This window comes from Chryseobacterium sp. UF-290, from assembly GCF_058245615.1.
Map to the genome: position 1 here is coordinate 49,115 of NZ_JBSICB010000020.1, position 24,517 is coordinate 73,631.

Below are 24,517 nucleotides of genomic sequence, written 5' to 3' on the forward strand. Positions count from 1 at the left end.
ATCATGGCAGATCAGAATAAAAAGCAGATCAAAACAATAAAGGTCGCAAAGCCGGATATGAACCCGGACCGTTCTCTGAAAGTTAATACAGACGTTACTTCAGTAAGCTGGGACAAGACCACACAGGGATGGAAGAACGGAATGAAAAATAATTTCGATTCCCTGAATCCGGTTTCTATGGCTAAATCTATTGCCGGAGGAGACAGCGGACCATCACAGGATAGCGGCAGCGGAGGAGGAAGTGGTGGGGGATCTGTCACCGCAGAAAAAGCAGCACCCGAGAGTAAGGTAAAGCTGATCAAGGTTAATGCGCCAAAGCTTACTTCCACTGCCGTTCAGCATACCAGTAAGCATTTTGATATTGTACTGGCGATCGATATTCACTGGACACTGATCCCGCCGCCACCTTCATTTATGCTGATTCCATTGCCGTTACCGCATCCGTTTATCGGAATTGTCTTTGATGTGATGGATTATATTACGATTCCCATTCCGGTTCCGCAATTTGTGAGAAATGTTTTTCCTTCACTTCCTGAAAGTATCCCGATGGGAGGATCCATTTTTGTTCACGGCAGGCATAAAGCTACGACAACAACGAGTGTTATGGGGGTAGTGATTCCTTTCCGGCATGTGACTTCCCTGATTCCTGTTTATCTGATCCCCTTCCTTCAGGAAGCTCCCCATGAGGGAGAAGTATATTACGGTTCACAGACAGTATTGGCACAGGGAAGTAAAATGAGCGGAAACCAGCCGCAACAGGTTCTGACCTGTATGGGACTGCCTTTCGGAATGACCATGCTGCCTGCAATGCCGGATAAACCGAAGAAAAACCCGCTTGCCTATTTTGCATTTTATAATAACTTTTCCAGCATGTATATCCAGATCAATACGGGTGGTCCCGTATTGGTAGGCGGTGCTTTTGTTCCGCATGTCTATACCCCTGGCGAAATGCTGATGCGTCTTGCCGGTATGGCCTTGATGAAAGGACTAACAAAAGGTTTGGGGAAATTAGGCTCAATTGGCTTAACCAAATTAAATAACAGTGTTCTTAAAAAAGGTCCTTTAAGTAAGCTTAAAGTATCTCAGGCTTTATCCAAAAAATTATGCAAATGGGGATTTGAACCCGTTAATTTTGCTACAGGAGCAATGGTTTTTGAATGGGATGATTTTGAAATTCAGGGAAGCACTCCGTTGACCTGGAGGAATATGTGGCACAGTGACAGGCCATATGATTTCGGACCGCTAGGAAACGGTGTTTTTAATAATCATGACCTGTTCATCCTGCCTGACGAAAACAACCAACTGGCAGGCTGGATGCATCCTGACGAAAATATGGCCATGCTGATTCCGGCTCCTGAGATAGGAGAGGAAATGACCTACTTCAGAGACCAGAAAATATGGCAGTACAGGCCCAATAACAGTATCTGGATGATCCGTAAAGGAACGGATATTTATACTTACAAACGTTTCCTTCATCCTGCAGAAGGACCAATTTATAAAGTGATCCATGTTGAATATGGTGACGGAACTATCAGGGAGTATGACTACCAGGATCACAATATTGTTTTAAAAAGCATTAAAGATGTCAAAAGCGGATTCAGTATAGAAACAGAAATCCATCCCGAACTTAAAAAAGTAACGGAAGTATATTACTGTTACAAAGATCAGAGAGATCTGCAGGTTCGCTATAATTATGATGAACGAGGGAATCTTACCCATATCTGGGACATCCATAAAAAAGCTATTCTTTTCGAATATGATGGTGAAAATCGTGTCATCAGAAGAACCAACCGGAATGAAATGAAATACACCTGGGAGTATGATAAAAAAGGAAGAGTAGTTCATACCAGGGGAATGGACGGATTCATGGAAGGAAGGCTCCGTTATGACGACGACGAAGGCCTTACAGAAGTGATCTATCCGAAACAAGGCAATAAAACAGAACAATACCACTACGATGAAAATTTTCTGATCTATAAAAAAGTAGATGGGGAAGGAGGTGAAACCTGGTACGATTATACAGTTCACAACGAACTGAAGATGATTGGAACCCCAGAAGGAAGAGTTCAGGGGTATACTTATGATGAAATGGGAAATATTAAGATCTTTCACAGTCCGGATGGAGAAGAATACCATTATCAGTATAATGAATTCGGACAGGTAACCGCCCGTTTCTCTCCTTCCGGTGCCTCGGAAACATGGAACTATGATGAAGACGGAAGACTGATCAGCTATACTGATCCTGCAGAAGAAAGCATACACTATGAATATGCTTACGGGGAAAAAGTTCCTGAAAGCAGCGTAAGACAGAATATTGTCACACATTACGAGTACAATCAAAGAGGCCAGCTTATCTGCCTGACCAATAGTGCCGGGGCTGAGCAGTACTGGAAATATGATGAGTACGGAAGACTGCTGGTCTTCAGTCCAAAACCTTTAAACAGAACCCTCTGGAACCGGGATAGGATGGGAAGGGTGATTGAAGTGAACGAACAGGGACAATTGCCATTAAAACTTCGTTATGATGCTTATGATCTTCCTGTATACGCTACGGATGGGCGGGCGGAATGGCTTATGAGCTATACCCCGATGGGAAGTCTGAAACGTCAGGTTCGCCGGAATGCGCTGACCTATAAAAAAGAGGAAACCTTAGTCTTCGGATATGACGCTTATGAAAACTTAATGAGCATTACGAATGAAAAAGGAGAAATCTATCAGTTTGAAAGAAATTATAATAACGAAATCACTGGAGAAACAGGTTTTGATGGGCAGAAAAAGTTTTTCATCAGAGATAAAGACGGCCTGGTGAGCCAAAGCCGGACTCCTCACGGAAAAAATATATTTTATGAATATGATCTGGCCGGCCGATTGACACAGGCACATTACCCTGACGGAACCTGGGAGGCTTATCAGTATGACACTTCAGGATTATTGGTAAGGGCAGATAATGAGAGCAGCAGTGTGGCCTTTCAGAGAAATAAATTAGGACAGATTACCAGTGAGAAACAAGGAGAACACTCCATTCAATATGAATATGACAGTCAGGGGAATTTGATGGGTCTAAAGAGCAGCCTGGGAGCAGAGATCGATTATTCTTACAATGATCTTGGCCTGCTTAAAAAGGTAACCGCTGCAACTCAGGAAGTTCATGTACCCTGGAAGATGAATCTTGATATCAGCCGCAATGGACAGATGCATTCCCGTGAAATGATAGGCGGAGTAGAAAGCACCTTTGAATTTGACCATATCGGAACGCCTATAAGCCAAAAAGTAACAATCAATACAACAAATACCACTTTTCATAAAGATTATGACTGGGGTGCTGGAAGCCGTTTGTTACATGTTCTGGACAGAGTGATTGGCGGAAGGACAAGGTTTGATTATGATGCTTTCGGAAGCCTGGTGGCAGCAGAATACTCCAACGGGGAAGTACAGTATAAAAATCCGGATGAAACCGGCTGCCTGTATGAAAGTGTCAAACGGACCGATCGGATCTATGACAAAGGTGGAAAGCTGATGCGGGATAAAAACTGGTTTTACCATTACGATGAAGAAGGAAATTTGCTGTTGAAAAGTAAACGCCCGGTCAATAATATCAGGCCGGAGCCTGCAGAAGAACAAAATACGATCCATCCTTATTATAAAACCATTGCTTCAGATTGGCTGAACCATCCGAAAATGCAGGATGGAACTGTTGTATCTGATGTACATACAGATCCTTCAGCAGAAATCCAAAACCCGGAATGGGAATCCGGAGACTGGGCTTATTCCTGGAATGCCAACGGAATGCTGAGGAAAGTGAAGCGCCCGGATGGGAAGGAAGTACATTTTGAGTATGATGCGCTGGGAAGGCGAACTTCAAAAATTGGCTTAAAGAAAATAACTCGCTATATTTGGGATGGTAATGTTCTTTTGCATGAATGGAGCTATGATATTGAAGATAATCCTGTAACAGTTGTGGATAATGACGGAAATGTCATTACTGGCAAAGAACCGGTGGAGAATGTGGTGACCTGGGTGTATGAAAGGGGAAGTCATGTGCCATGTGCTAAACTACTCAATGAAGAAAAATTTAGCATAATTTCTGACTACATTGGCAGACCAATACAATCATATAACGAGCAGGGACATTTGGTGTGGAGTACAGAATATGATATTTATGGAAATCTTAAAAACTTAAAAGGAGATCAATATTTTATTCCATTCAGACAGCTTGGACAATATGAAGATATAGAAACAGATGGTCTTTATTATAATCGTTTTAGATATTATGATAGTGAAGCAGGAAATTATATTTCTAAAGATCCTATTGGATTACTAGGAAGTAACCCTACAATCTATGGTTATGTTAAAGATGTAAATGCATGGATTGATATTTTTGGATTACATGAAGTGATAGGAGCACTTGATGGGGTTCCTGTAACAACTCCTAAAGGAGGTTATTCTTGGTATAGTACTCCTGGTTCATCCAAAGCACCATTTAATGGATTTGGAGCTAAAGGACATAGTGAAGCAAAATTATTAGAACACTTAGAAAAAACAAAAGGAGGAAGTTTGAAAGGAACTAATTTAGAAATAATATCAATGGGGCAAATGACTCAAGGAGGAAAAGGACAACTATCTACTTTGCCACCTTGTGATAGATGTTTGAAGGGGCTTGAGGCTTTTGCGAATAAGCATGAAATGGATATCTCTTACAAATGGGAGGGTGGAGAAGTTACATTTAAAGGATATAAATAAATTTACTATAATACAGAATAAAATGAACATAGATTACATAAAAGACAAACTCAATTTCTTGCAATCAAACCCAGACAAGTTAAATATAATAATACCAAAAGAGTTCTTTCTTAATCCTGTAATTCCTGAATCAGAAGTTCTTTCTATTGAGAGTAATAAAAATATTAAGTTTCCCAAAGATTACAGAGATTTCATTACCAAAATTGGGAATGGTTGTATTGGACCAGATTATGGACTTTTACCATTACAGGAATCAATGATTGACTTTAAACTTAAAACAAAACCTACGATTGATTTATCATTACCATTTCCCTATTCTGAAAGCTGGAATGAAGACTGGATTTTTGATATTGACTGGGATAGTGGAGAAAGACCAGATGAAAGTCAGTTAAATCCATATATGGATACTAGTCATATAAATGGTTGTTTACAGATTTGTCATATTGGGCATGGCTGTACTTATCTTCTGGTTGTAAATGGAATTGAATATGGAAATATTTGGACTGATGACAGGGCTGATTATGGTGGAATAAATCCTTTACTGGATGATAATGGTTTGATAATGTCTTTTGAAGGTTGGTATACCAATTGGCTTGAAGAGGTTATTAAGTAGCAGAAAATATGCAAACGCAGAAAATGATCATTCCATATAAATGAAAGAAACTTTTATAGAAATAGTAGAATTACTAAAGACGAAGCTTGAAAAATATGATTTTATTCCTAAAGGTAAAGATACGTTTGTAAGGAAAAATAAAGATTTTAATAGGGAAGATAGAATTGTTTTTAGTTACAGAAAAGGTAAAGGGGCAGGTTTTGAGAATACGATTTACATAGCTGCTATTGCTAATATTACTTTTCCGGATGTTAATAAAGAGGAAAAAATAATTATTAAGGATCATTTGTCTGCATATCCTTTAATTGCCGGCTCTATAAAGCATTTTTATGATCCTGACCCGGGATATCTTTCAATACAGGTTGATGGAAATACAAATATTGACAGTGTTGCTAAAGAAATAATATATTATGTAGAAAATGGTGCTTTCAAATTATTTGAAAAATATAAGTCGTTCGGTGATATTCTTCATGCAATTGATAATGATGATAAGAACTTTAATGACTTCAATAAGTTTTTAGATTTCAGAAACGCGATCAGGGTGGCTACTATCAGATATATTATAGAAGGTAAAGAAAATGCGATTTCTTGGTTTGAAAAATTAGAAATTCCCAGTGATGATCTTAACAAAGATGAGATTTTAGAAAAAATGAAGTCAAACTGGAAGTAGAATCATATTATAATTCTTAGTTACGCTTTTAAAGAAGTAGGATTATAGGCAGCTTTATAACAGAAAAAGTAATATGCCATTAAATTACATCAATAATGGATAAAAACAGAGTTATTTCTAAATTAGGTTGGTTTACACTTGTAGATTCAATCCTACCTTTAACAGATGAATATAAAGATAGGCAACGCCGTTTTTTTGAAAACGTTATTCATTTTTTACAAGATAACAGCAAAAGTAATATTAAAAAAAGGTGAAAAAGCGACTGATGAATCAGAAATTAAAATTGGGGATTTAACAGACGAAGGCTTTAAATTCTATCCGCCGGGCATAAGAAAACGGAGAGAAAAATATGATAAGGCAAAGGACAAAGAGAAAGCCATTAATGATCTTGAATTTATTGACAAGAAACTAAACGAGTTCAGGGAAAAACAAAAGTAAAATTAAAGAGCTTTTATTTTATAATGCTTAAAAATTCATAAAGCTTGGAATTTATCTTGAATTTTAGGTGATGAAAAAAATAAAATGTAAACCAAATCTTATCAAATATATACTATGAAAAAAATATTTTCTGAACTTAAAGGTTTTGTGATTTATAGTCCGGAACTTTTAGCAGGATATCTGCAGGAATACAATTTGCCGGGTAATAATATTTTAAAGTATTTTGTAGAAAACGAGCATGGAGACGAGATAACAAAGCTGGGAATTGCTATTCCGGTTATAGGAGTAGAAGAGGATTACTATTCGTTTCAGGTTTCTGCTGGTGAAGAACGTATTTTAGACCTTAATGAAACTGAGGTACAATCTGAAGGCTGGATATTTCAGACAACCAATAATCAGGTGAAGATCGTAGGTATTGGCTATTTAAAAGATATTGCCTTAATCAACGATGAAAACAGCATAACCCTTCCTCTGGAAAACGGATGGTTTTCGTTGAAGATACGTGCCGGAAGAAAAAACGGTGAACGGCTGTTTGAGCTGAATATGAAAAAACAGGATGTTCAATTGGACTTCAAGGGAGATATTACCACTGAATATTATTATGAGTAAAAATTGATAGCATAACGATTATAAGTCCATTTTTTGTTGACTTAATATATATTTTCAGCAGCCCATATCACAAGGGCTGCTGTTTATTTTTATATTTTTAATTTCAATGTCTGTCCTTCAATAAGCGGTCCTCTTGACAGTTCTTATTTTAGGTTAATATTCATATAATCATAAACAAACGCCTGAAAAACAGTAGCGGGAAAATTATCTCTCTGACCACATTCTGCTGCATGGCTAAAGCATGTTCATCTAATTATGTAAATATTTAAGTTTACTATAGATCATCATATCAAGTCCTGTTAGCACAAATTGTTCTAACTCTAAATCATAACCTTCAGTTATCCATGCGCTGCAATGGAAATTTCGTTCCAGTCCTGCCAAAGCTCCAATTTTTGTTCGTATTGTTGTTTGACAAATGGAAATGCAACTTTTCCCAGAAATAACCGTAATGGAGGATTTTCTGTTTCTGCCAGTTTGATAAGGGCGCCAGTAGTAGCTTCTACTTGGCCAAATTCTATTTCTGATGCTGCAAGAGCATTTCTCAATCCATCATATACCGGAATCTCTTGTGCTTTAATTCCTGTATGCCAGATGTTGCTGGCGTAGCCATTGGGTTCTACCAATGTCACCCGAATTCCAAAGTCTTTCACTTCAGCAGCCAGCGCTTCTGTAAGACCTTCCACCGCAAATTTAGATGCACTATAAAGCCCAAAGGTTGGTAATGCTGCTAAGCCCAAGATCGAAGATACCTGAATGATATGGCCACTCTCTTGTTCTCTCATGATGGGTAGCACAGCCTGAGTAAGCCAAAGTGTACCAAAGAAATTTGTTTCTAATTGGGCTCTTGCTTCCTGTTCACTTGTTTCTTCCACAGTTCCGACCAACGAATATCCCGCATTGTTGATCAATATATCAATTGAACCAAAATGTTGATAAACCTCCTTTACTACCCACAAAGATTCTTCGCGGTTATCTACGTCCAGTGTAAGAGTTAATATATGATCCGTGTATTTATCCTTGAGATCTGCTACGGTGGATAAATTTCGTGCTGTAACGGCTACGTTATATCCTTTCTCTAAAAATGCTTCTGCCCACACGCGTCCAAATCCTTTTGATGCGCCTGTAATTAATACTGTTTTTGCCATTGTTTTTCTTATTTGATTATATGTATATATGACCATCAGGTCAATAAATAGACTGTTTTTTATTGATTATTTTTAACATTCTGTATCTTAACATTACAAAATTCTTTATTAGAATCTTTTCCGTAATTGGGATAGTCTGTGTAGCCATGTTCGGCACCACCGTAAAAAAGTGTACGATCGGCAACCGCTAATTCCCAGTTATTCTTCATTCTTTCCGGAAGATCCGGATTAGCAATAAATGGAAATCCAAATGCTGCCAGATCAGCCAAACCTTCTTTAAGCAAAAATTCAGACTTTACTTTTGTCAGGCCTCCAGCAAGTATAATCGTTCCACTAAACCAACCCCTAAATCTTTCTAAGAAACCTGTCGGAAATGTATAGCTTCCCCAAGATTCCTGATCCATTAAATGGAGATAGGAAATATTCCGCTTGGACAGCTCCATAGCCAAATACTGATACGTATTTTCTAGATCATCATAATGCTTCATGTCATACAACCCACCATATGGGCTTAATCGAACTGCAACCTTATCTGATCCTATTTTTTGGATACAAGCATCTATTACTTCTAACAGAAATCTACTTCTGTTCTCCAAAGTACCACCATATCGATCAGATCGTGTGTTGACATGAGGATTCAGAAATTGCTCGATCAAATAGCCATTGGCACCGTGGATTTCTATACCGTCGAATCCTGCTTCAATGGCATTTACAGCAGCATTTGCATAATCTCTGACTATTTCTAAGATTTCAGATTCCAATAAGACTCTTGGCTGAGAGGTAGGTACTAAACTAATCGTACCATTTTCATCCAAAATGCGAACCCTACTATTTTCTGCGCGGATATCCGAAGGACTTACCGGCGATTGTCTATTGGGTTGCAAAGAAGTATGGGAGATTCTTCCGACGTGCCATAACTGGGCAAAAATTATAGCATCTTTACTATGAACAGCAGTAGTGGTTAATTTCCATCCTTCAACTTGCTCTTTGGTATAGATGCCTGGAATAAAAACACTTCCTATTGAACTTGTAGATATGGCTAAGCCTTCTGTTACAATCAATCCCGCACCAGAACGTTGTTGATAATAATCAGCATTCATGAGATTAGCTATCCCATTTGGATTTCGCGACCTTGTCATAGGAGCCATCACAATACGATTTTTAAGTTTTGCTCCCTTTAAATTATATTCTTGAAATAACATATATATGAGATTTAATTACCCAAAAAAGATTCCACTTCTCTCACAAAATCCTCATGATATTGAAACAATGCGCCATGCCCGGAATCACTCCAAAGTACCAGTTTGCAGTTGGGAATGTGTTTAACCATATCAAATGAATTGATGCTGTCCACCATGATATCATTTTCCCCATTGACAACAAGTGTAGGTTGTTTGATAGATTTTAATTGTTTGAAATGCTCATTGTCCTGATGACCATAATCTACGATTGCTTTGGCCTGATTTGAAAATGATTCATCGCTCAGTACAACATCCCTATCTTCAGTTCTTGATTGAAGTCGTATCAGGAATTCTTTTCCTGCTCTGACACTTGAATCCGTTTGGGAAAAGAACAGATTGATAAGGATATTTTCAGGACCATCCTTCTGCGCAAATTCCAGATGGGAAAATAACTGACTGATAGATTTACCACCTACAGTACTTGTTCCTGCAAGAATCAGCTTTTCAATCAAATCGGGATTTTCAGCAGCTATTTTTTGAGCCAAAAAACCACCCATCGAGAAACCTAATAAATGGACTTTTTTTAAACCGAGTGCTTCAATAAAAGCAACCGCGTCATCGGCCATTTGAGAGATATTATCAGGAGTAGTACCTTCTGAACTTGCTACGCCTTTGTTGTTGAAAATTATAATTTGATGGGTTTTAGCCAAAGGATTTAAGACAGCTGGATCCCAGTTATCCATAGTACCTGCAAAGTGAACTAAAAAGACAATCGGTATTCCGCCTTGTCTTCCAAATGTACGGTAAGCATATTTGTGTCCATTTACATTAATTTGCTTAGTGGGTGCAGTTTCATGAGTTAACTCATTTAATGCAATGTTTTCCTTGTTTTTCATTTTGATGTATTTAAATTGTTAATTATTAAATGACCGAACGGTCATTTTTATGGTAAAAAAAATTATAGCACTTGCTGTATAATCATTTGTTTTAAAGTTTTTGATATGATTTTAGCACTGGAGTCATCTTTTGTAATCCTACTGATCATTACTCCACCTTCTATCATTGAGAAAGCCAATTTGGAGAAATCCTGGTAATTCCATTCAGGTTTAAACTCTCCGGCCTGGATACCTTTTAATATTATTTCTGAAATTAGACGATGCGATTTTTGAATTTCTGAAGCAATCTTTTTGGCAATAGCAGGATCGGTGTCGTCGGCCTCAATACCAAAATTCATCATCGGGCAACCTCCAACAACAGGCGGATTGTGAATATCTGTTAAAACGTCTATATAAGCAAAGAGACATTCTTTAGCGGAATTATATTTATTAATGTTGGAAACAACACTATCGGTTAATGTTTTCATATTGTATGAAAAAACTTCTGCAATAAGCTCCTGCTTATTTTTAAAATGTACATATAGAGTTCCCTTGGAAAGCTTGGTAACTTCCATGATATCACTCATTGCCGTTGCCTCCATACCTTTTATATTGAAAACTGGTGCTGCTTTCTTGATTATAAATTCTCTTGTTAATTCTCCTTTAGACATTTTATTTAAAAATTACAATGCAAATATATGACCGATCAGTCATAAAAGCAAATGTTTTTTAATATTTTTTTAAAACTTCAAGATAATGATATACTAAAATGTACCAAAAGTTTTGTTTCTTCAAAATTGTAAAAGGAATTATATAGCAGTATATTGAAGTATTGTGAGTGTAGTCTAATTTTATTATTGGTACATTTAAATATATTAGCAACTTATTTTTATGGTCAGACCATTGTTACAGGAATGGAAAACATCAGTGTCAGCATCGGAACTGTTGTCAGCATTAAAAACTATAGTGATAACGGGATCAGCTACAATGAAAGAATAATCCAGGATGTTGAAGATAAGGATACCTTGACAATTAGATTTACTAATAAAAAATATTCTAATAATAATTTTTTAAAAGCCAAAACAAAAACACTTGGGAAAGTAAAAAAGAAGAGTAGGACGGTATATAAAACACCACAACCTCAGAAAATAAAATTCGTTAGCAAAACATTTCCTAACGGTTCTTCATTTTCCTTAAGCCCAGGAAATCAGATTATGGTATTTTCTGTTGATTTTCAATGGAAAGTGATTAGTCTTTATGAGCGTTTTAATTTCAATATTGTTTATATTCCCGAAAGTAGCAACGAATTCTTTCGAAAAGAAAATATTCTCTTTTATCATTATTTCTCAAATATTTTTTTGCGAGGCCCTCCAATTAGTTATACATGAAAAGGATCACTGCTTGGCTTCTGTATCGTATCATCCAGGATAATAGACAGCATAAAAATCTTAATAATCCTAATAACCTAATAAATTGATTCTGTTGGATCAATATCACCATAGTAAATCTCTCTGAACGGAAAATCAGACAGCATATACGTTGTTTATTAATGTAAAAATGAAAAAAAATAATAATAAAATGAAAAAATATAGAATATTAATTATAGTACTAATTATAAGTACAAATGCTTTTGGACAGGTCGGTGTCAATACGCAGTACCCTAAAGGAACTTTTCATATAGATGGCGGGAAAGACAACCCTGCAGATAATAGCAATCCCGACCCTGCTCAAAGTGCAAATGATTTCATCGTAATGCCAGATGGCAAAGTAGGACTAAAAAATGCAAACCCTGATCATACGCTGGATATCTATCAGAATGTAACAACCGGGAATGCTACTATGCAATCTGTACCCAATATAGCTTTACGTTTAATAAATCCCAACAATGCAAAATCTATTATACAACGATTCACAGCATACAATTCAAGCGGTGTGGAAAAAACATTTCATCTGGGAATAGCACCGGATGTTTTAGGCGGAAATGGGGTGATTTCGATAGGTCGTATAAGCGCAACTGATCTGCGTATTAATCTTGTTAACGGAAATATCGGATTAGGTGCCGAACCTAACGATATAAGAAAGCTTCTGGTAGGCGGAAGTATGAAGGTAAACAATGATAATTCCAATAAATACGTAGTAACATTTCGTTTAGGAGCAGACGGTTCCGGCTATGGTAACAGTGGTGAGAACCGGGGAATTCAATTTATTTCGGAATCAACTACTGCAACTGGAAACCCATTTATAGCATCCATTACCGCCGGGTCTACAGCTCCCACTGGATGGACGGCAAACGGAAGATATATGAGTCTCAATTTGTATGATGATACCAATCCGGTTCTCACATTAAAAACAACTGATGCCGGGGTTACCAAACGTGTGGGAATTGGGACCACTACTCCTGCCACATTGTTAGATGTCAATGGCTCTGTTAAAATAGGCAATGACGGAGATACGGGGCCGGAAGGAACAATCCGGTACAATTCTGCTCTGAAAAAGTTTCAGGGACGTACGGATACAGGGTGGGTAGATTTGAATTAACAGAAACTGAAACTGAAACATACATTTGTTAGATCTTTTCTCAGTTTTCTGGGACACAATTTCTTAAAGAACTGCATATGGCTGTTAATAAAATGTTAACCTTATAATACTGCCAATACTGTATGTTATTTATTCTGAAAAGAATAGACAGATGTGCTGAATGGAATGGATTTTTTAATTTTCTTCTGAACAAAAAATAAAAATGATAAAACGAATTATACTATGCTTATTTTTCCTGATAAGCTGTCTCAATTTAAATGCCCAATGTACATTGCAAAGGGTGACGAACCCGACGTTTTTGTCTAATGCCTCTGGCTGGACGAAAACGGCTAATGTACAACCTGGCAATCCTGGTGTTAATTTTGGTGTTGATAATAGCACTGACTATATTTACCAAGACTTAACCAATGTAAACCCAAACGGGGTTTCACCAGTAATAAATATGTGTGTTGGAACCAGAGATGCTGTTCCGTTAGGAGTAGGCAATGTGTCCGGATGGGCAAGGTTAGAGCTTTGGTACGCCGGTACACTATATGTCACTATGACGAACGCGGCCGGTCCTGTTAATGATGTCGGGACACCCGGAACTGTAGCATACCATGCTGGAGCAACAGGAAATACTAATACCCTGATCAAAAATACCCTGGCTGAAATTAATAGTATATGTAAAAATAGCATGACGGTAACTCTACCTTCTAATGCTCCGAATAACGGAAGGCTGGAGTTCAGGTATTTCACGCAACAGAATAATCCTGCACATAATGGAAATCCTCAGGCAGATGACGATTTCTATGTTGGAAGCGTAACCGTAAGTACAAGGATGATTTACTGATTTCCGGAGCTGTGGGGCAAACCTATGATGCTGGCACTACCGGCATCTATACTGTAAAAGTAATATCAGGAGGATGTGTGAGTGCTGCATCTGCCGGAGTAAGTGTTACAGTTTATAATTGCCCTCCTATAGGATGTCCTGACCCGCAGGAAAGAATATCCAACGGAATCTTTCCAACCACTCCTGCCGGAAATACCAATACCATTCCGGACTGGACAGTGGGAGGAACCGCATCCGGAAACAGGATACAGATCAGCTCAAAAGGCATCAGATTCTTTAAGGATGGCAGCGCAACGACAACGCTTACCCAACCTTTAACCAATGTTTCTGATGGAGCTGTTATACAGTTAAAAAATGCATATTGGACAAGAACTGGGCAAAACAATGCCACAGCACATTCAACCTTTACGGTAGCCTATGCGGGTGTAGTGTACGCCACCTTTGATATATCGGGAACCAATCCTACCATTACAGGGCAAAACGGAGCTTTAGCTCTTCCGGGTAGCATGCCGGCTGTTGCAACAACTTATACGGATTCTACTCCGATTGATATTAACATTTATTTACCATCGGCATTGCCATTAGCAGGAAATCTAGTATTGACTTTAATAGCAGGTAGTTCCGTAACTGAAGCAAGGGATTTCGGATTAAGCGCAATCTCGTTAAAATCCTGCGAATATTACTGCGTGAAACCGGGTGACTTCTCCTCAGGTGGGACATTTACTAAGGTGGGAATTACCATTCAGAAAAAGCTTATGGGGTGGCCGGAAAGCGTACCAAATGGTTTTATTGCTTTAGAATCCAAAACCAAAGGCTTCGTAATCACAAGAGTGCAGAACTCAGGTGCCATTCCGGTCACTGAAGCTAAAGAAGGAATGCTTATCTACGACATCGATGCCGATTGTGTGAAACTCTACAACGGAAATAAATGGAAATGTATAGCAAGAAGCTGTAATGAATAATTTACTCTAGTATAATCAATGTTGTTAGGGCTTTAGAGTCCTAATAACATTGTAAAATCAACAAATAAATGAAAAACACAATATATACGACAATATTCTGCTTATCAGCACATTTTGCTTTCGGGCAAGTCGCTATAGGAAAGGAAAATATTGATGGTAACAATACCATTCTGGACTTTAACAATACGGCAGGGAACACTCGGGGGATTATCCTTCCTGCAGTGGACAGTGCACCCTTGTTAACAGCTGCCAATAACGGAACATTTCTGTTTGATAAAGAAGATAAGAAAGTAAAGATGTACGAAAAAAATATATGGGTGGAATTAACCGGTAAAGGTAGTATAACCACAGCTCTTGCTGCTAACGAAAATACATCCGCAGAGGAAGGGGGTGTGATTATCGGTGCGGAAAGCAGTCCTGCTGTCGGAGTCCTGGTTCTGGAATCTCAGAATAAGGCAATGATTCTGCCAAAGATTGCCAATCCTCATACCATTGTGAAAAGCCCTTATCCGGGAATGATGTGCTATGATACAGTAAGCAAAACACTTGCGGTTTTCGACGGAGCAAACTGGAATTACTGGAAATAAAACTTTTGATGTGAGATTTAAAGAGATTTGTATAGGAGGTCTTATCAGCCAGAAAGTTACAGAAAGCGGGGTAGAAATATCCCGGATCTGTAATTTTTTTAAATGCAGTGAAAAAGAAATAAACGAAATGTATTCTTCTCAATCATTGGACGCAGAGATATTATTAAAATGGTGTAAATTGTTGGAGTACGATTTCTTCAGAATCTATTCCCAGCATTTGATTTTATATGCTCCACCTGCAGCCAACGAAAAAATAGAACAGCAAAAAGATAAAAAAACGAACCTGCCTCAATTTCGCAAAAACATCTACACCAAAGAAGTGATAGACTTTATTTTGGAATTAATTGCAAATGGAGAAAAAACAAAAAAACAAGTAATTGAGGAATACAGAATACCTAAGACCACTTTATACAAATGGATAAGCAAATACAAAAATTAGAGAAGCTGGTTAAAGAAATTTTTAACAAAACCAAAAGCCAGACCCGGATGAATTTCGAAGCAGTTTCTAAAAGCCCCTACGCTGGGTTTCATCTGAGTACATCCGGAGAGCAGGTCGACAATTAAAATTGAATATAACAAATGACACCAGATTATAAACGCATCTACTCTGATATTCTTACCAGAAAATTTTCTCATAAGAAAGAAGAATGCAGAGCATTGCTTAATAAAGATGATTTGTCTGTTCTTAATATTATAGAGCTCAATCAGAAGATTTTCGGAATAGCAGATAAACAAACCGAAAATTTTAATCAGAAGCATCGCTCATATAGCAAGTCTGACATCTTGAGAATATTAGAGTATCAGAAAAAGTACAAGCTCAATAACATTCAATTAGCCAATCACTTTAAGCTCAGCCGGAATACGGTGACAAAGTGGAGAAAATGTTTTCTTCCGAATCCTAATCTAAAGAAAATACAGGAAAAAAATAGCAAAAACATATCTTAAAATTGACGAATATATTGGTTGATGTTTAGATTTGCTATGCGTTTACTTTCAATTAGTTACGTGGTATTTTGTGGCGCTTTTTGCTAAATTTAAAAATTGCCACAGAATTGCCACAAACTTTTAGGTTATTTTTGAACATTACAGCAATTGCCATAAACAAAAAATCCTGCAAAATCAATGATTTGCAGGATTTATCTATTTTTTGATGCTTTCTGAAAACTTTCATTTTCTTAGCTTGCGGAGAGTGAGGGATTCGAACCCCCGGACCTGTTACAGTCAACAGTTTTCAAGACTGCCGCAATCGACCACTCTGCCAACTCTCCCTGAACTCCGGTAGTACCGTCGTTTTCAGTGGTGCAAATATAGAAAGTTTTTTAATACTGACAAAATGTTTTTTTAATAAAATTGATGTTTTTCGTTTGCTATGAAAATTTATTTTAATTGAAAAATAAAAAGCAAATTTTTAAAATCTAATATTCAGGCATTTAAAAATAAAATTGATTTATAGTGTACAGCCTGAATTTTATTCAATGAATAGTCCCCAAATTGTTTCCGTTGGATTTGATATTGAAATTTCAATCATTTTCGTCCTTGTTCTCCAATTCAAGAAAGAAAATCAGAATATCCTGTTCACTCGGAATGTTTAGCTTTTTTCTCAACCTGTATTTCTTCTGCTGGGCAGACTTATGCTCAATCGACATATAGGAAGCAATCTTTTTGGAACTGAGATCCAGTCTGATCATAGCACACAAACGAAGATCTGCTGCAGACAGATCACTGTTTCTTTTTAGAAGCTTTTCTATAAAGCCAGGATGGATCTCCTGGAATCTTGTAAGAAAAGATGAATCATTGCTTTGAAGAAGGTGCATAAGCTCGTTATGGCTTTCGCTGACTTTATTACTCAAAACTTCAGTCTCAGTCTGCAGATTCATCTTATATTCTTTCAGATTGGAGTTTTCCTTTATCAGCTGGTTTTTGGTGTTTTTGAGTTTTTTGTACAGCAGAAGGACTACCAGCATTATAATGAGTACAATTAATCCTGCAAAAATAATGGTGTTGAACTTAAAAGTCTGTACTCCAACCTCTTTTTCTGCCAGCAGTTTATCGATCAGCAGATTTATTGTATGGTGCTGATCCTGAGATAGCTTTTCCTTTGCGTGGATATACTTCTCATTAAACTCAGCTTCTTTCTTCTTATCACCCAAATAACCGTAGGTCTCCGCCATTGCTTCATATATAAAAGGAATATTGTAAACCTTGCGGGTTTGGATAAAAATATCCAGTCCTTTCTGATAATATTTCAGAGATAATGAGTCGTCCTCCCTGGCCTTATAATAATCTCCTGTAATCCGGTAAACCTGTCCTCTCTGTGAATTGCGCATACCATTTTGTTGATCCGGAAAAGCCAGTGCCCGTTCAATATAGAATTTTGCTGAATCCATTTGTTTGGTATAATACATATGGTGCTTTGCAATCAAGCTGTTAGACAGATCTGAATTATCGACCCTCAGAGCTTTGTGAAAGTACATCAGAGCGGAATCATTCTGCTTTATTTCATAGAGAAAATCTGCACGGTTTGAAAAGACCTTTTGTAGAAAATACTTCTTTTTATCTGTTTCTGAGCATCTGCGGGTATAATAAAGTGCTTTTGCATTGTAATCCAGCGCAGTTCTGTCTAACCTGGTGACCTTGCTCATCTGGCCGTATTCCTGAAAAACCCGTGCCTTGAGAGCCTCATTAGCTGACCCTTTGAGCATAGCTTCTGCTTTCTTTAAAAATACCAGCCCCTTTTCATAGTTTCCGATGGCAGCAGATATATTAGACAGATTGATGTAGCAAAGTGCTTGTCCGTCACGATAGCCGCTTTTTTGAGCCAGATGGAGATACTCCTGATTAAGGTCAAAACATTTTTGATAGTCTCCTGTAAGACGAAGAGTCTCATTCTTCTGAAGAAGCGGATAGTCGAAATTTTCTTTTCTCTGATTTTGCTGTGTACAGCTGTTCAGCAGTAAACAGTAGAACACAATAAATGCGGCGAAGTTTCTTTTTAGAAAGTCGATATTTTTCATAGGCAGGATCAGCGGTAAACTTAAGAATAAATAGAACGCAATACTATACTGTACAAAAAGATTTAAGAAATTGAGAAAGGAAAGCGTTTTTAATGAAGTATATCACCGATATGCATTTGAAAATAAATATTCATGCGAGAGAGTAAAAAAGATGAAACAAAATCTTTCCCCATCTTTTATTCATAATTATTAAGGCAAGCTGATTTTTTTACCTTGTTCAGGGAAAATATACTGTACTTTCAAGGGATTGTTTTCCAGGAGCTCTTTTTTTATGATCTCAGGATTATCTTTTGTCGGTTTTCTATGGGTGACTACAATACTGAGGTTCTTCAGATTTTTTTGTCCGGTTTTTTCTTTCAGTCTGGTCAGTTCTTCTGTCAAAAGATTGGGGGTAAGGTGGCCAAACAGGAGATGTTCAGGTTGGCTGTTAGGAAAAGAGACTTCTATAAGTATCGTATTTAACTGTCCTTTTTTTATCAGCGGAGCTATATTTTCCCAAAGAGTATTCAGCCGGTCTGATTTTTCAATCCTATCAGAACCGGTATCTCCTAAATAGAGCAAATAATGGTCGTCTTTTCTGACAAGGGCGGCACTGCTTTTATAAGGGTTGACATGGCTTAGCTCATATCCCGTTATAAAGAACGGAGTTCTTGGTGCAGGAATTTCTATTCCTTCCCGAAGTTCATTATAATGATACTTGCCAAGGGTAGGTTTCTGCCCCTGATCAGCAAAATTAATCCAGGTATCTGTGACAAAGTAATGATTTTGTAAAATCTGGAGAACTGGTGCTATTCCGAAAATATCCTTTTTAGAGTCAACAGGGGAGTTGATAATAAGGCCGGATAAATGATCCAGATGACCATGTGAGATAAAATATCCTTTTATCTGGTCCTTAAGAACAGTTTCTTCCGTTCCGTTAAGGCTTTTCAGCTGAATGGCTTTTCGTATACCGGCATTTACAGTACCGGCATCAAGGCAGATATAAGCATTGTCTTGCGGGCCCCCGACTAAATAAGCTGATAAATTGTCTTCTTGCTCCCCACCATATATGCCTAATGGAATAAGATCAAAATTTTGGGCCTGACAGGCAAAATGCAGGAAGAAAGCTAATAAAGAAAGTACTGTTTTTTTCATTATATATAACTAAAGAAATCTCATCCTTTTTGATAGGATAAGACAAATTTACATTATTTTTTACCGATTATGTCCCGGTTGTTCCCAGATGTGATGCTAAGAAAATGAAAGTCACAAGCTTAAAATCGCTTTTAAGTAAACTTTTAAATCCTGCAATTAATGAAAATTGCAGGATTTAAAAGTAGTTTTTGGTTATTCATAATCCGGGATATTTTTTCCCAGAATAATATTTCGTTTGATAGTCAGGATTCCGCCTTCCATCTTAGGCTTTACAATTCCTGAACCGCCTCTATCTGGTAACTTGTTTCTTATGGCCTGGGTTAATGACGGATCATCGTCAAAAAGATATTCATCCAGATAGTACTCATTCTTGTCGGGCTCTTTTATGGTTATGTGAATATGCTCAGGTTCACTGTGGTCAGGATAAGCTGCTGGTCTGAAGGTATAGAATGTATACTGACCGTTTTTTCCTGTTTTTGCCCAGCCCCGGATGAATCCGTGTCGTTTGGCCCAGCCTGTTTCGTTGCCTTTGGTTTCATAGATGCCCCTCCTGTTGGTGTGATAGATATAAATAATCACATTCTCTGCAGGAGTTTTCCCGTCTTTTTTGAAAACGGTGCCTGTCACCTTTAGTTTAGGCTCGCTTTGTTGAAATTTAGGGAGCGTATCAGCAGGAGCCAATCTCTTATTCCTGTACTCAAAAATGGCTTCACACCCTTCGCAGGGACCACCTGCATGCTTTTTGCTCTGGCCCTGACATGAGATTAAACCGGATATTATCAGAAGCAGCCACCAATAAATAATTCTGTTTTTTAGATCCATAATTTTTATGTTTTAAAATGAATATGCAGACAAAATTATGGACAGAAAAAAGGGGAGAAAAATAAAATACTTTATCCTGATGAGTTGATATGCTGACCCGATGACCTTGTGCTAAAGCGGTTTTTAAAATCCCTGGCATAGGTTCTGCTTAATCTTACAGAAGTACCGTCTGACATCAGCAAATCGTAGTCACCGTTCAGCCGGGATTTGAATGAATGGACTTTTGAAAGGTTGACAAGAGCTGATTTGTGTACTCTGACAAAAATATTACCGTTTAATTGCTCATGAATGGATTTCAACGTTTCCGAATGTAAATATTTCTTGTTTTCAAGATGAACGGAAACATAAGGGGTAGCAGAAGTAATCTGTATAATATCTTTTACATAAACTATTACATTATCCTTCCCATTATTGATGACCAGGGTTTCTGTATCTGTATTGACAACATCCTGTTTCCTGGTAGAAATATGCCTGTAGCCTAAAACAAAACCTTTATAAACAAGAATTAAGGTATAAAAATCGTGCGCTAAGGCATATGAAAAGAATTTGAAAAAATCATATCTCCCTTCATAGAAAAGCATTGTAAAAATTTTGGCTACACAGGGAAATATGAAAAGATGGGCGGTCACAGGCAATACAATGAATAATACTGTTTTTAAAAAGCTGTTCAATACCTCATTTTTCAACCTTTTGTATAAAACAAGCAGTATGGGAGCATACAGAAGCCAGACAATCTTGAACAGTACAGATTCACTGAAATAAAAGGTATAGCTGTTTCTCTTTGATTCTAAAAAATCCTGAAAAATACTCAGGCTTATCATGGATACGATGACTCCGGAAAGTATTAGATATAGCTTTCCGGTATTCAAAGAAAAACCTGGTTGCGGCCTGTTATTTGAAATGGGATACATCGTCCTTTTATTTTTTATTCATGTTTCTGAGCTGGGACTGCCGGTTTTATGCTGTTCGACGGCTCACTTTTCTCTTATCAAATATAGCAAAAAGGAATAAAATGCTGGTTCTTATTAAATGAAACGATTACGGCTTTCCGCAATGATCTTGCCTTATGCTTTGATATATTTGCATATATTTATATTATATCGGTTTTACATATAATCAGTTTAAATCATTGATCTCCGGCTGATAATTGTTTTGTATATTGCAAAACACCAAAGTTTAACCGGCACCAGCAGATTTTATCACATTGAAACAACAAAATATTTTACAGTTCTGGAGGAATGTTGAAATTTTTGACCTTCCTGATTTTAATAAAAAAGCATCAGTACTTCATGACGATATCGTTCTTCCCTGGTTAAGGGAAGAAAGAGCATCGGTCAAAAAAGACTGGAAGTGGCAGTATACTCTTATTTTCGGAAGAATAGAAAAGAAAATGATCATAGATCATATTGATCGTTTACTGGGGACTCAGGATGAGATGCAGGATTGGAAAGATCCTATAACAGGGCACACCTGCTTATCCGCTTTGATTCTGGATGAAGAGGGAAGACCTGATGAAAGGAGCTATGTGCCGGCAGCCTATTTCTTTGGAATCAGGGTATTGCAGCAGGATCAGAATTTAACGGAAGTTTCCCGTGAACTTGATTCCGCACAGGCAGATTTTGAATTGAGATATAATGTCATTGAGATCCCTTTCTCTGAAAATCCGGAAGAAAAACCATTAAAGAGGGGAGATGTGATAACTCCTTTGCATCTGAAAGCTGAAACAGACTATCTGGGTAAAATGGTTTCCGGCTGGCACGAACTGCCAATAGGCGTTTTCCTGGTGGCCCAGCAGGTCCCTAAAAAAGCACAATCCGATCCGGAATTATTAAATAGTTTTTACTTAAGCGATCTGAATTATTTATCAGGCTTAGAACCTTCATCCTACAGTAAAACACTGAAGGAATATCTGAGTCTTCAGACAAATGAGAAAAACAGAAAAGATATTATTGCTGAAAAAAAATATTTATTGGATACTATTAATCCGGAGCTGATGACAGCCGGAAGATGGCCTTCATCCATTAATTATGGTCTTTATACTGCACAAAACGGAGCGGTGAACACTATTTTTTCAGAAATAGGTATACAATCTGGCTTGCGGGGAGTAAACGGCCCTCCGGGTACAGGAAAGACCACTCTTTTATTAGATGTTATTGCAGAAATCATTGTGAGAAGAGCTAAAGTACTATCTGAGTTGGGACCTCATCATATTTTTGAAAACAGATACCAAAAGATAGAGAAAGAAGATGGATATTTTGAATTAACCTGCAATATAAACAAGAAACTGCTCAACGATTTTGGAATCGTGGTGGCAAGTAATAATAATGCTGCTGTTGAAAATATAACCAAGGAGCTTCCTGCAAAATCAAAGATAGATTCAAAAACCTTTTCTGAGGCTGATTATTTTGCAGAATGTTCCAGAGCGCTTATCGAAGAAGAAAGTTGGGGAATCCTAAGTGCAGCGCTGGGGAATTCAAAAAACAGGATTGCTTTCAGAAATGCTTTCTGGGGAACAGAAAATAAAGAACAAAGAGAAAAGAAAGGAGTTGGTTTCAAAGAAACTCTCTCTGCTGTTTATCAGGATAAAGAAAATGATAAGACCTCATATTATCTGGGGCAGTTTGAAACAACAAAAGATGAACTGAAACGGTTACATAAACGTTTTGCTGTCTTTAAAAAGAAGGCAGGAGCTTTCCACACATCACTACCTTTATTCAAAAAAAATAAAGATGCGAAGCTTGTTTTGGAAAGTAAAGCTTCGAGCCTGGCTATCGAGATCAAAAAGCTGGAGGAAGATGAAAAAGAGCTGATGGTTCAAGAGCAGAGTAATAAAGAATCTATGGATAAAGTTCAGGTTGCCATGAATTTTTTAACAGCCAATAAGCCTTCTTTCTTTACCTTTCATAAAATTTTTAATTCTAAAGCTTACAGGAAATGGAAATCACAGGCTGATGCCTATCTGAATGAATATAATGCTTATCTGTCAAAATATAATGATATTAAAAAGCTATTACCGAAGATCAAAGCAAAGATAGAATCAGCCACTTCCGAATTGAATAATGTATCTGCAGAAATTATTACGCTCCGAAAAGCAATACATTCATATCTCAGTCAGGCAGAAACACTTCACAAAGAGTATGGAATAGATCATAAGCAGCTCTGTGACGAGAATTTTGAATTATTGTCTTTGGATGAAATTCATTTGAGGATGCCTTATTATTCTCCGGAAATAGCCCAATTAAGAAGTGATATCTTCCTGCTGAGTCTTGAACTTCATCAATATACGATCCTCTCCAATGCGAAAAAAATAAGGTTCAATCTTGAAACTTTCTTCAAAATGTTGACTGGGCAGGCAGATGTTACTCCAGATATATCAGAAAACTTATGGAGTACTTTTTTCCTGTGTGTGCCTGTAGTTTCCACCACTCTGGCTTCAGCCGGCAGACTGTTTCCAAACCGGGTTCAGAACCAGATTGGCTGGCTTCTGATCGATGAGGCAGGCCAGGCAACTCCTCAATCTATTGCGGGGAGCCTTTACCGCTCAAAACGAAGCATTATTATCGGAGATCCCTTGCAGGTAGAACCGGTAGTGACCATTCCTACGGGGCTGGTTTTCAAATTGAGAAAGCAGGAAAATGTAGAGTCCATATGGTCTCCGTCACAAACTTCTGCCCAGCAGCTGGCTGACAGAATTTCTGTAAAAGGAACCTATATGAAGAACGGTTCTTCTGATATCCCCATCTGGACAGGATTTCCGTTGCGTACGCACAGAAGATGTGATGATCCGATGTTTACTATTGCTAACAAGATCGCTTATGGAGGACAGATGGTGAAAGCTACCGTTGATGAGGTTGATAAAGAATATCTTGGGAAATCGCAATGGTTCCATGTGGCAGATGAAAATCCTCCTATTAATAAGCATGCATTAAAAGATGAAATAGAAGAACTGAAGCTTAAAATAGACCAGCTTCAGAAAACAGGATATAATGGGAATATTTACGTTATTTCCCCTTTTAAATCTGTGGCCGACAAATGTAATCAGGAATTTCATTACAGCTCTCAGATCTCCTGTGGGACCATTCATAAATTCCAGGGGAAAGAGGCAGATGTTGTATTCCTGGTATTGGGAGGGGATCCAAAATCTTCCGGAGCACGAAATTGGGCCTCCGAAAAGCCCAATATGCTGAACGTAGCCCTTACCAGAGCGAAAAAAAGAATTTATGTCATTGGAAATAAAACATTGTGGGGGCAGTGCTCTTATTTCGATGTGATGGCCAAAACACTGTAGTAGAGAAGATGTCCGGTTGGCAAATGGTAAATTGGAGACATATGTGGTCATATCCCGGAGCTGAGCTTT

General features: G+C 37.7%; 21 protein-coding genes and 1 tRNA gene. 13 read left to right on the forward strand and 9 right to left on the reverse strand.

What is annotated here, in order from left to right:
- The first annotated feature begins 3 nt into the window (after positions 1–3).
- From AC4IF5_RS18405 to AC4IF5_RS18425, 5 genes are all read left to right on the forward strand, one after another.
- On the forward strand, positions 4–4,740 hold the full coding sequence (locus AC4IF5_RS18405) for an RHS repeat-associated core domain-containing protein (RefSeq protein WP_490737096.1): 4,737 nt from the start codon (positions 4–6) through the stop codon (positions 4,738–4,740).
- A gap of 22 nt (positions 4,741–4,762) precedes the next feature.
- On the forward strand, positions 4,763–5,353 hold the full coding sequence (locus tag AC4IF5_RS18410) for an SMI1/KNR4 family protein (RefSeq protein WP_490737098.1): 591 nt from the start codon (positions 4,763–4,765) through the stop codon (positions 5,351–5,353).
- A gap of 40 nt (positions 5,354–5,393) precedes the next feature.
- On the forward strand, positions 5,394–6,023 hold the full coding sequence (locus tag AC4IF5_RS18415; RefSeq protein ID WP_490737100.1) for a hypothetical protein: 630 nt from the start codon (positions 5,394–5,396) through the stop codon (positions 6,021–6,023).
- Positions 6,024–6,188: 165 nt separating this feature from the next.
- Positions 6,189–6,461, forward strand: a complete 273-nt coding sequence (locus tag AC4IF5_RS18420; protein ID WP_490737102.1) for a hypothetical protein — start codon at positions 6,189–6,191, stop codon at positions 6,459–6,461.
- A gap of 114 nt (positions 6,462–6,575) precedes the next feature.
- Complete coding sequence (locus AC4IF5_RS18425) at positions 6,576–7,070, forward strand: hypothetical protein (protein WP_490737104.1); 495 nt, start codon at positions 6,576–6,578, stop codon at positions 7,068–7,070.
- Positions 7,071–7,408: 338 nt separating this feature from the next.
- Here the strand turns inward: AC4IF5_RS18425 and AC4IF5_RS18430 are convergent, their stop codons facing one another.
- From AC4IF5_RS18430 to AC4IF5_RS18445, 4 genes are all read right to left on the reverse strand, one after another.
- Complete coding sequence (locus AC4IF5_RS18430; RefSeq protein ID WP_490737106.1) at positions 7,409–8,215, reverse strand: SDR family NAD(P)-dependent oxidoreductase; 807 nt, start codon at positions 8,213–8,215, stop codon at positions 7,409–7,411.
- Between the two features lie 59 nt (positions 8,216–8,274).
- Positions 8,275–9,417: an alkene reductase gene (locus AC4IF5_RS18435; RefSeq protein WP_490737108.1), complete on the reverse strand. Its 1,143-nt coding sequence runs from the start codon at positions 9,415–9,417 to the stop codon at positions 8,275–8,277.
- A gap of 11 nt (positions 9,418–9,428) precedes the next feature.
- Positions 9,429–10,292, reverse strand: coding sequence for an alpha/beta fold hydrolase (locus AC4IF5_RS18440; RefSeq protein WP_490737110.1), 864 nt, complete (start codon positions 10,290–10,292; stop codon positions 9,429–9,431).
- Between the two features lie 62 nt (positions 10,293–10,354).
- The gene (locus AC4IF5_RS18445; RefSeq protein ID WP_490737112.1) at positions 10,355–10,942 is read right to left on the reverse strand and encodes a TetR/AcrR family transcriptional regulator; all 588 of its coding nucleotides are present in this window, start codon (positions 10,940–10,942) and stop codon (positions 10,355–10,357) included.
- A gap of 186 nt (positions 10,943–11,128) precedes the next feature.
- Between AC4IF5_RS18445 and AC4IF5_RS18450 the strand changes: the two genes are divergently transcribed.
- The 7 genes from AC4IF5_RS18450 to AC4IF5_RS18480 all read left to right on the forward strand — a co-directional run bounded on the left by AC4IF5_RS18450 (position 11,129) and on the right by AC4IF5_RS18480 (position 16,135).
- Positions 11,129–11,659 (forward strand): hypothetical protein, encoded by a 531-nt coding sequence (locus AC4IF5_RS18450; protein ID WP_490737114.1) that lies wholly within the window; start codon positions 11,129–11,131, stop codon positions 11,657–11,659.
- Positions 11,660–11,849: 190 nt separating this feature from the next.
- Positions 11,850–12,809 carry a hypothetical protein gene (locus AC4IF5_RS18455; protein ID WP_490737116.1) on the forward strand — a complete coding sequence of 320 codons (960 nt, stop codon included), beginning with the start codon at positions 11,850–11,852 and terminating at the stop codon, positions 12,807–12,809.
- 202 nt (positions 12,810–13,011) lie between these two features.
- Positions 13,012–13,641, forward strand: coding sequence for a hypothetical protein (locus tag AC4IF5_RS18460; RefSeq protein ID WP_490737118.1), 630 nt, complete (start codon positions 13,012–13,014; stop codon positions 13,639–13,641).
- Positions 13,642–13,652: 11 nt separating this feature from the next.
- Entirely contained in the window at positions 13,653–14,603 is a 951-nt protein-coding gene (locus tag AC4IF5_RS18465) for a phage tail-like protein (RefSeq protein ID WP_490737120.1), read from the forward strand.
- A gap of 68 nt (positions 14,604–14,671) precedes the next feature.
- On the forward strand, positions 14,672–15,190 hold the full coding sequence (locus AC4IF5_RS18470; RefSeq protein WP_490737122.1) for a hypothetical protein: 519 nt from the start codon (positions 14,672–14,674) through the stop codon (positions 15,188–15,190).
- Between the two features lie 10 nt (positions 15,191–15,200).
- A complete protein-coding gene (locus AC4IF5_RS18475; protein ID WP_490737124.1) occupies positions 15,201–15,629 on the forward strand; it encodes a transposase in 429 nt (142 codons plus the stop codon).
- 140 nt (positions 15,630–15,769) lie between these two features.
- Positions 15,770–16,135: a helix-turn-helix domain-containing protein gene (locus tag AC4IF5_RS18480; RefSeq protein ID WP_490737126.1), complete on the forward strand. Its 366-nt coding sequence runs from the start codon at positions 15,770–15,772 to the stop codon at positions 16,133–16,135.
- 238 nt (positions 16,136–16,373) lie between these two features.
- On the opposite strand, the gene AC4IF5_RS18485 is transcribed toward AC4IF5_RS18480, so the two are convergent.
- From AC4IF5_RS18485 to AC4IF5_RS18505, 5 genes are all read right to left on the reverse strand, one after another.
- Positions 16,374–16,458, reverse strand: a tRNA-Ser gene (locus tag AC4IF5_RS18485).
- A gap of 252 nt (positions 16,459–16,710) precedes the next feature.
- A complete protein-coding gene (locus tag AC4IF5_RS18490; RefSeq protein ID WP_490737128.1) occupies positions 16,711–18,204 on the reverse strand; it encodes a hypothetical protein in 1,494 nt (497 codons plus the stop codon).
- A 189-nt stretch (positions 18,205–18,393) separates the two neighbouring features.
- Positions 18,394–19,338, reverse strand: a complete 945-nt coding sequence (locus tag AC4IF5_RS18495; protein WP_490737130.1) for a 3',5'-cyclic-nucleotide phosphodiesterase — start codon at positions 19,336–19,338, stop codon at positions 18,394–18,396.
- A 192-nt stretch (positions 19,339–19,530) separates the two neighbouring features.
- The gene (locus tag AC4IF5_RS18500; protein ID WP_490737132.1) at positions 19,531–20,160 is read right to left on the reverse strand and encodes a dioxygenase family protein; all 630 of its coding nucleotides are present in this window, start codon (positions 20,158–20,160) and stop codon (positions 19,531–19,533) included.
- A gap of 71 nt (positions 20,161–20,231) precedes the next feature.
- On the reverse strand, positions 20,232–21,071 hold the full coding sequence (locus AC4IF5_RS18505) for a LytR/AlgR family response regulator transcription factor (protein ID WP_490737134.1): 840 nt from the start codon (positions 21,069–21,071) through the stop codon (positions 20,232–20,234).
- 293 nt (positions 21,072–21,364) lie between these two features.
- On the opposite strand from AC4IF5_RS18505, the gene AC4IF5_RS18510 reads away from it, so the two are divergent.
- Positions 21,365–24,448, forward strand: a complete 3,084-nt coding sequence (locus AC4IF5_RS18510; protein ID WP_490737136.1) for a DEAD/DEAH box helicase — start codon at positions 21,365–21,367, stop codon at positions 24,446–24,448.
- Positions 24,449–24,517 lie beyond the last annotated feature (69 nt).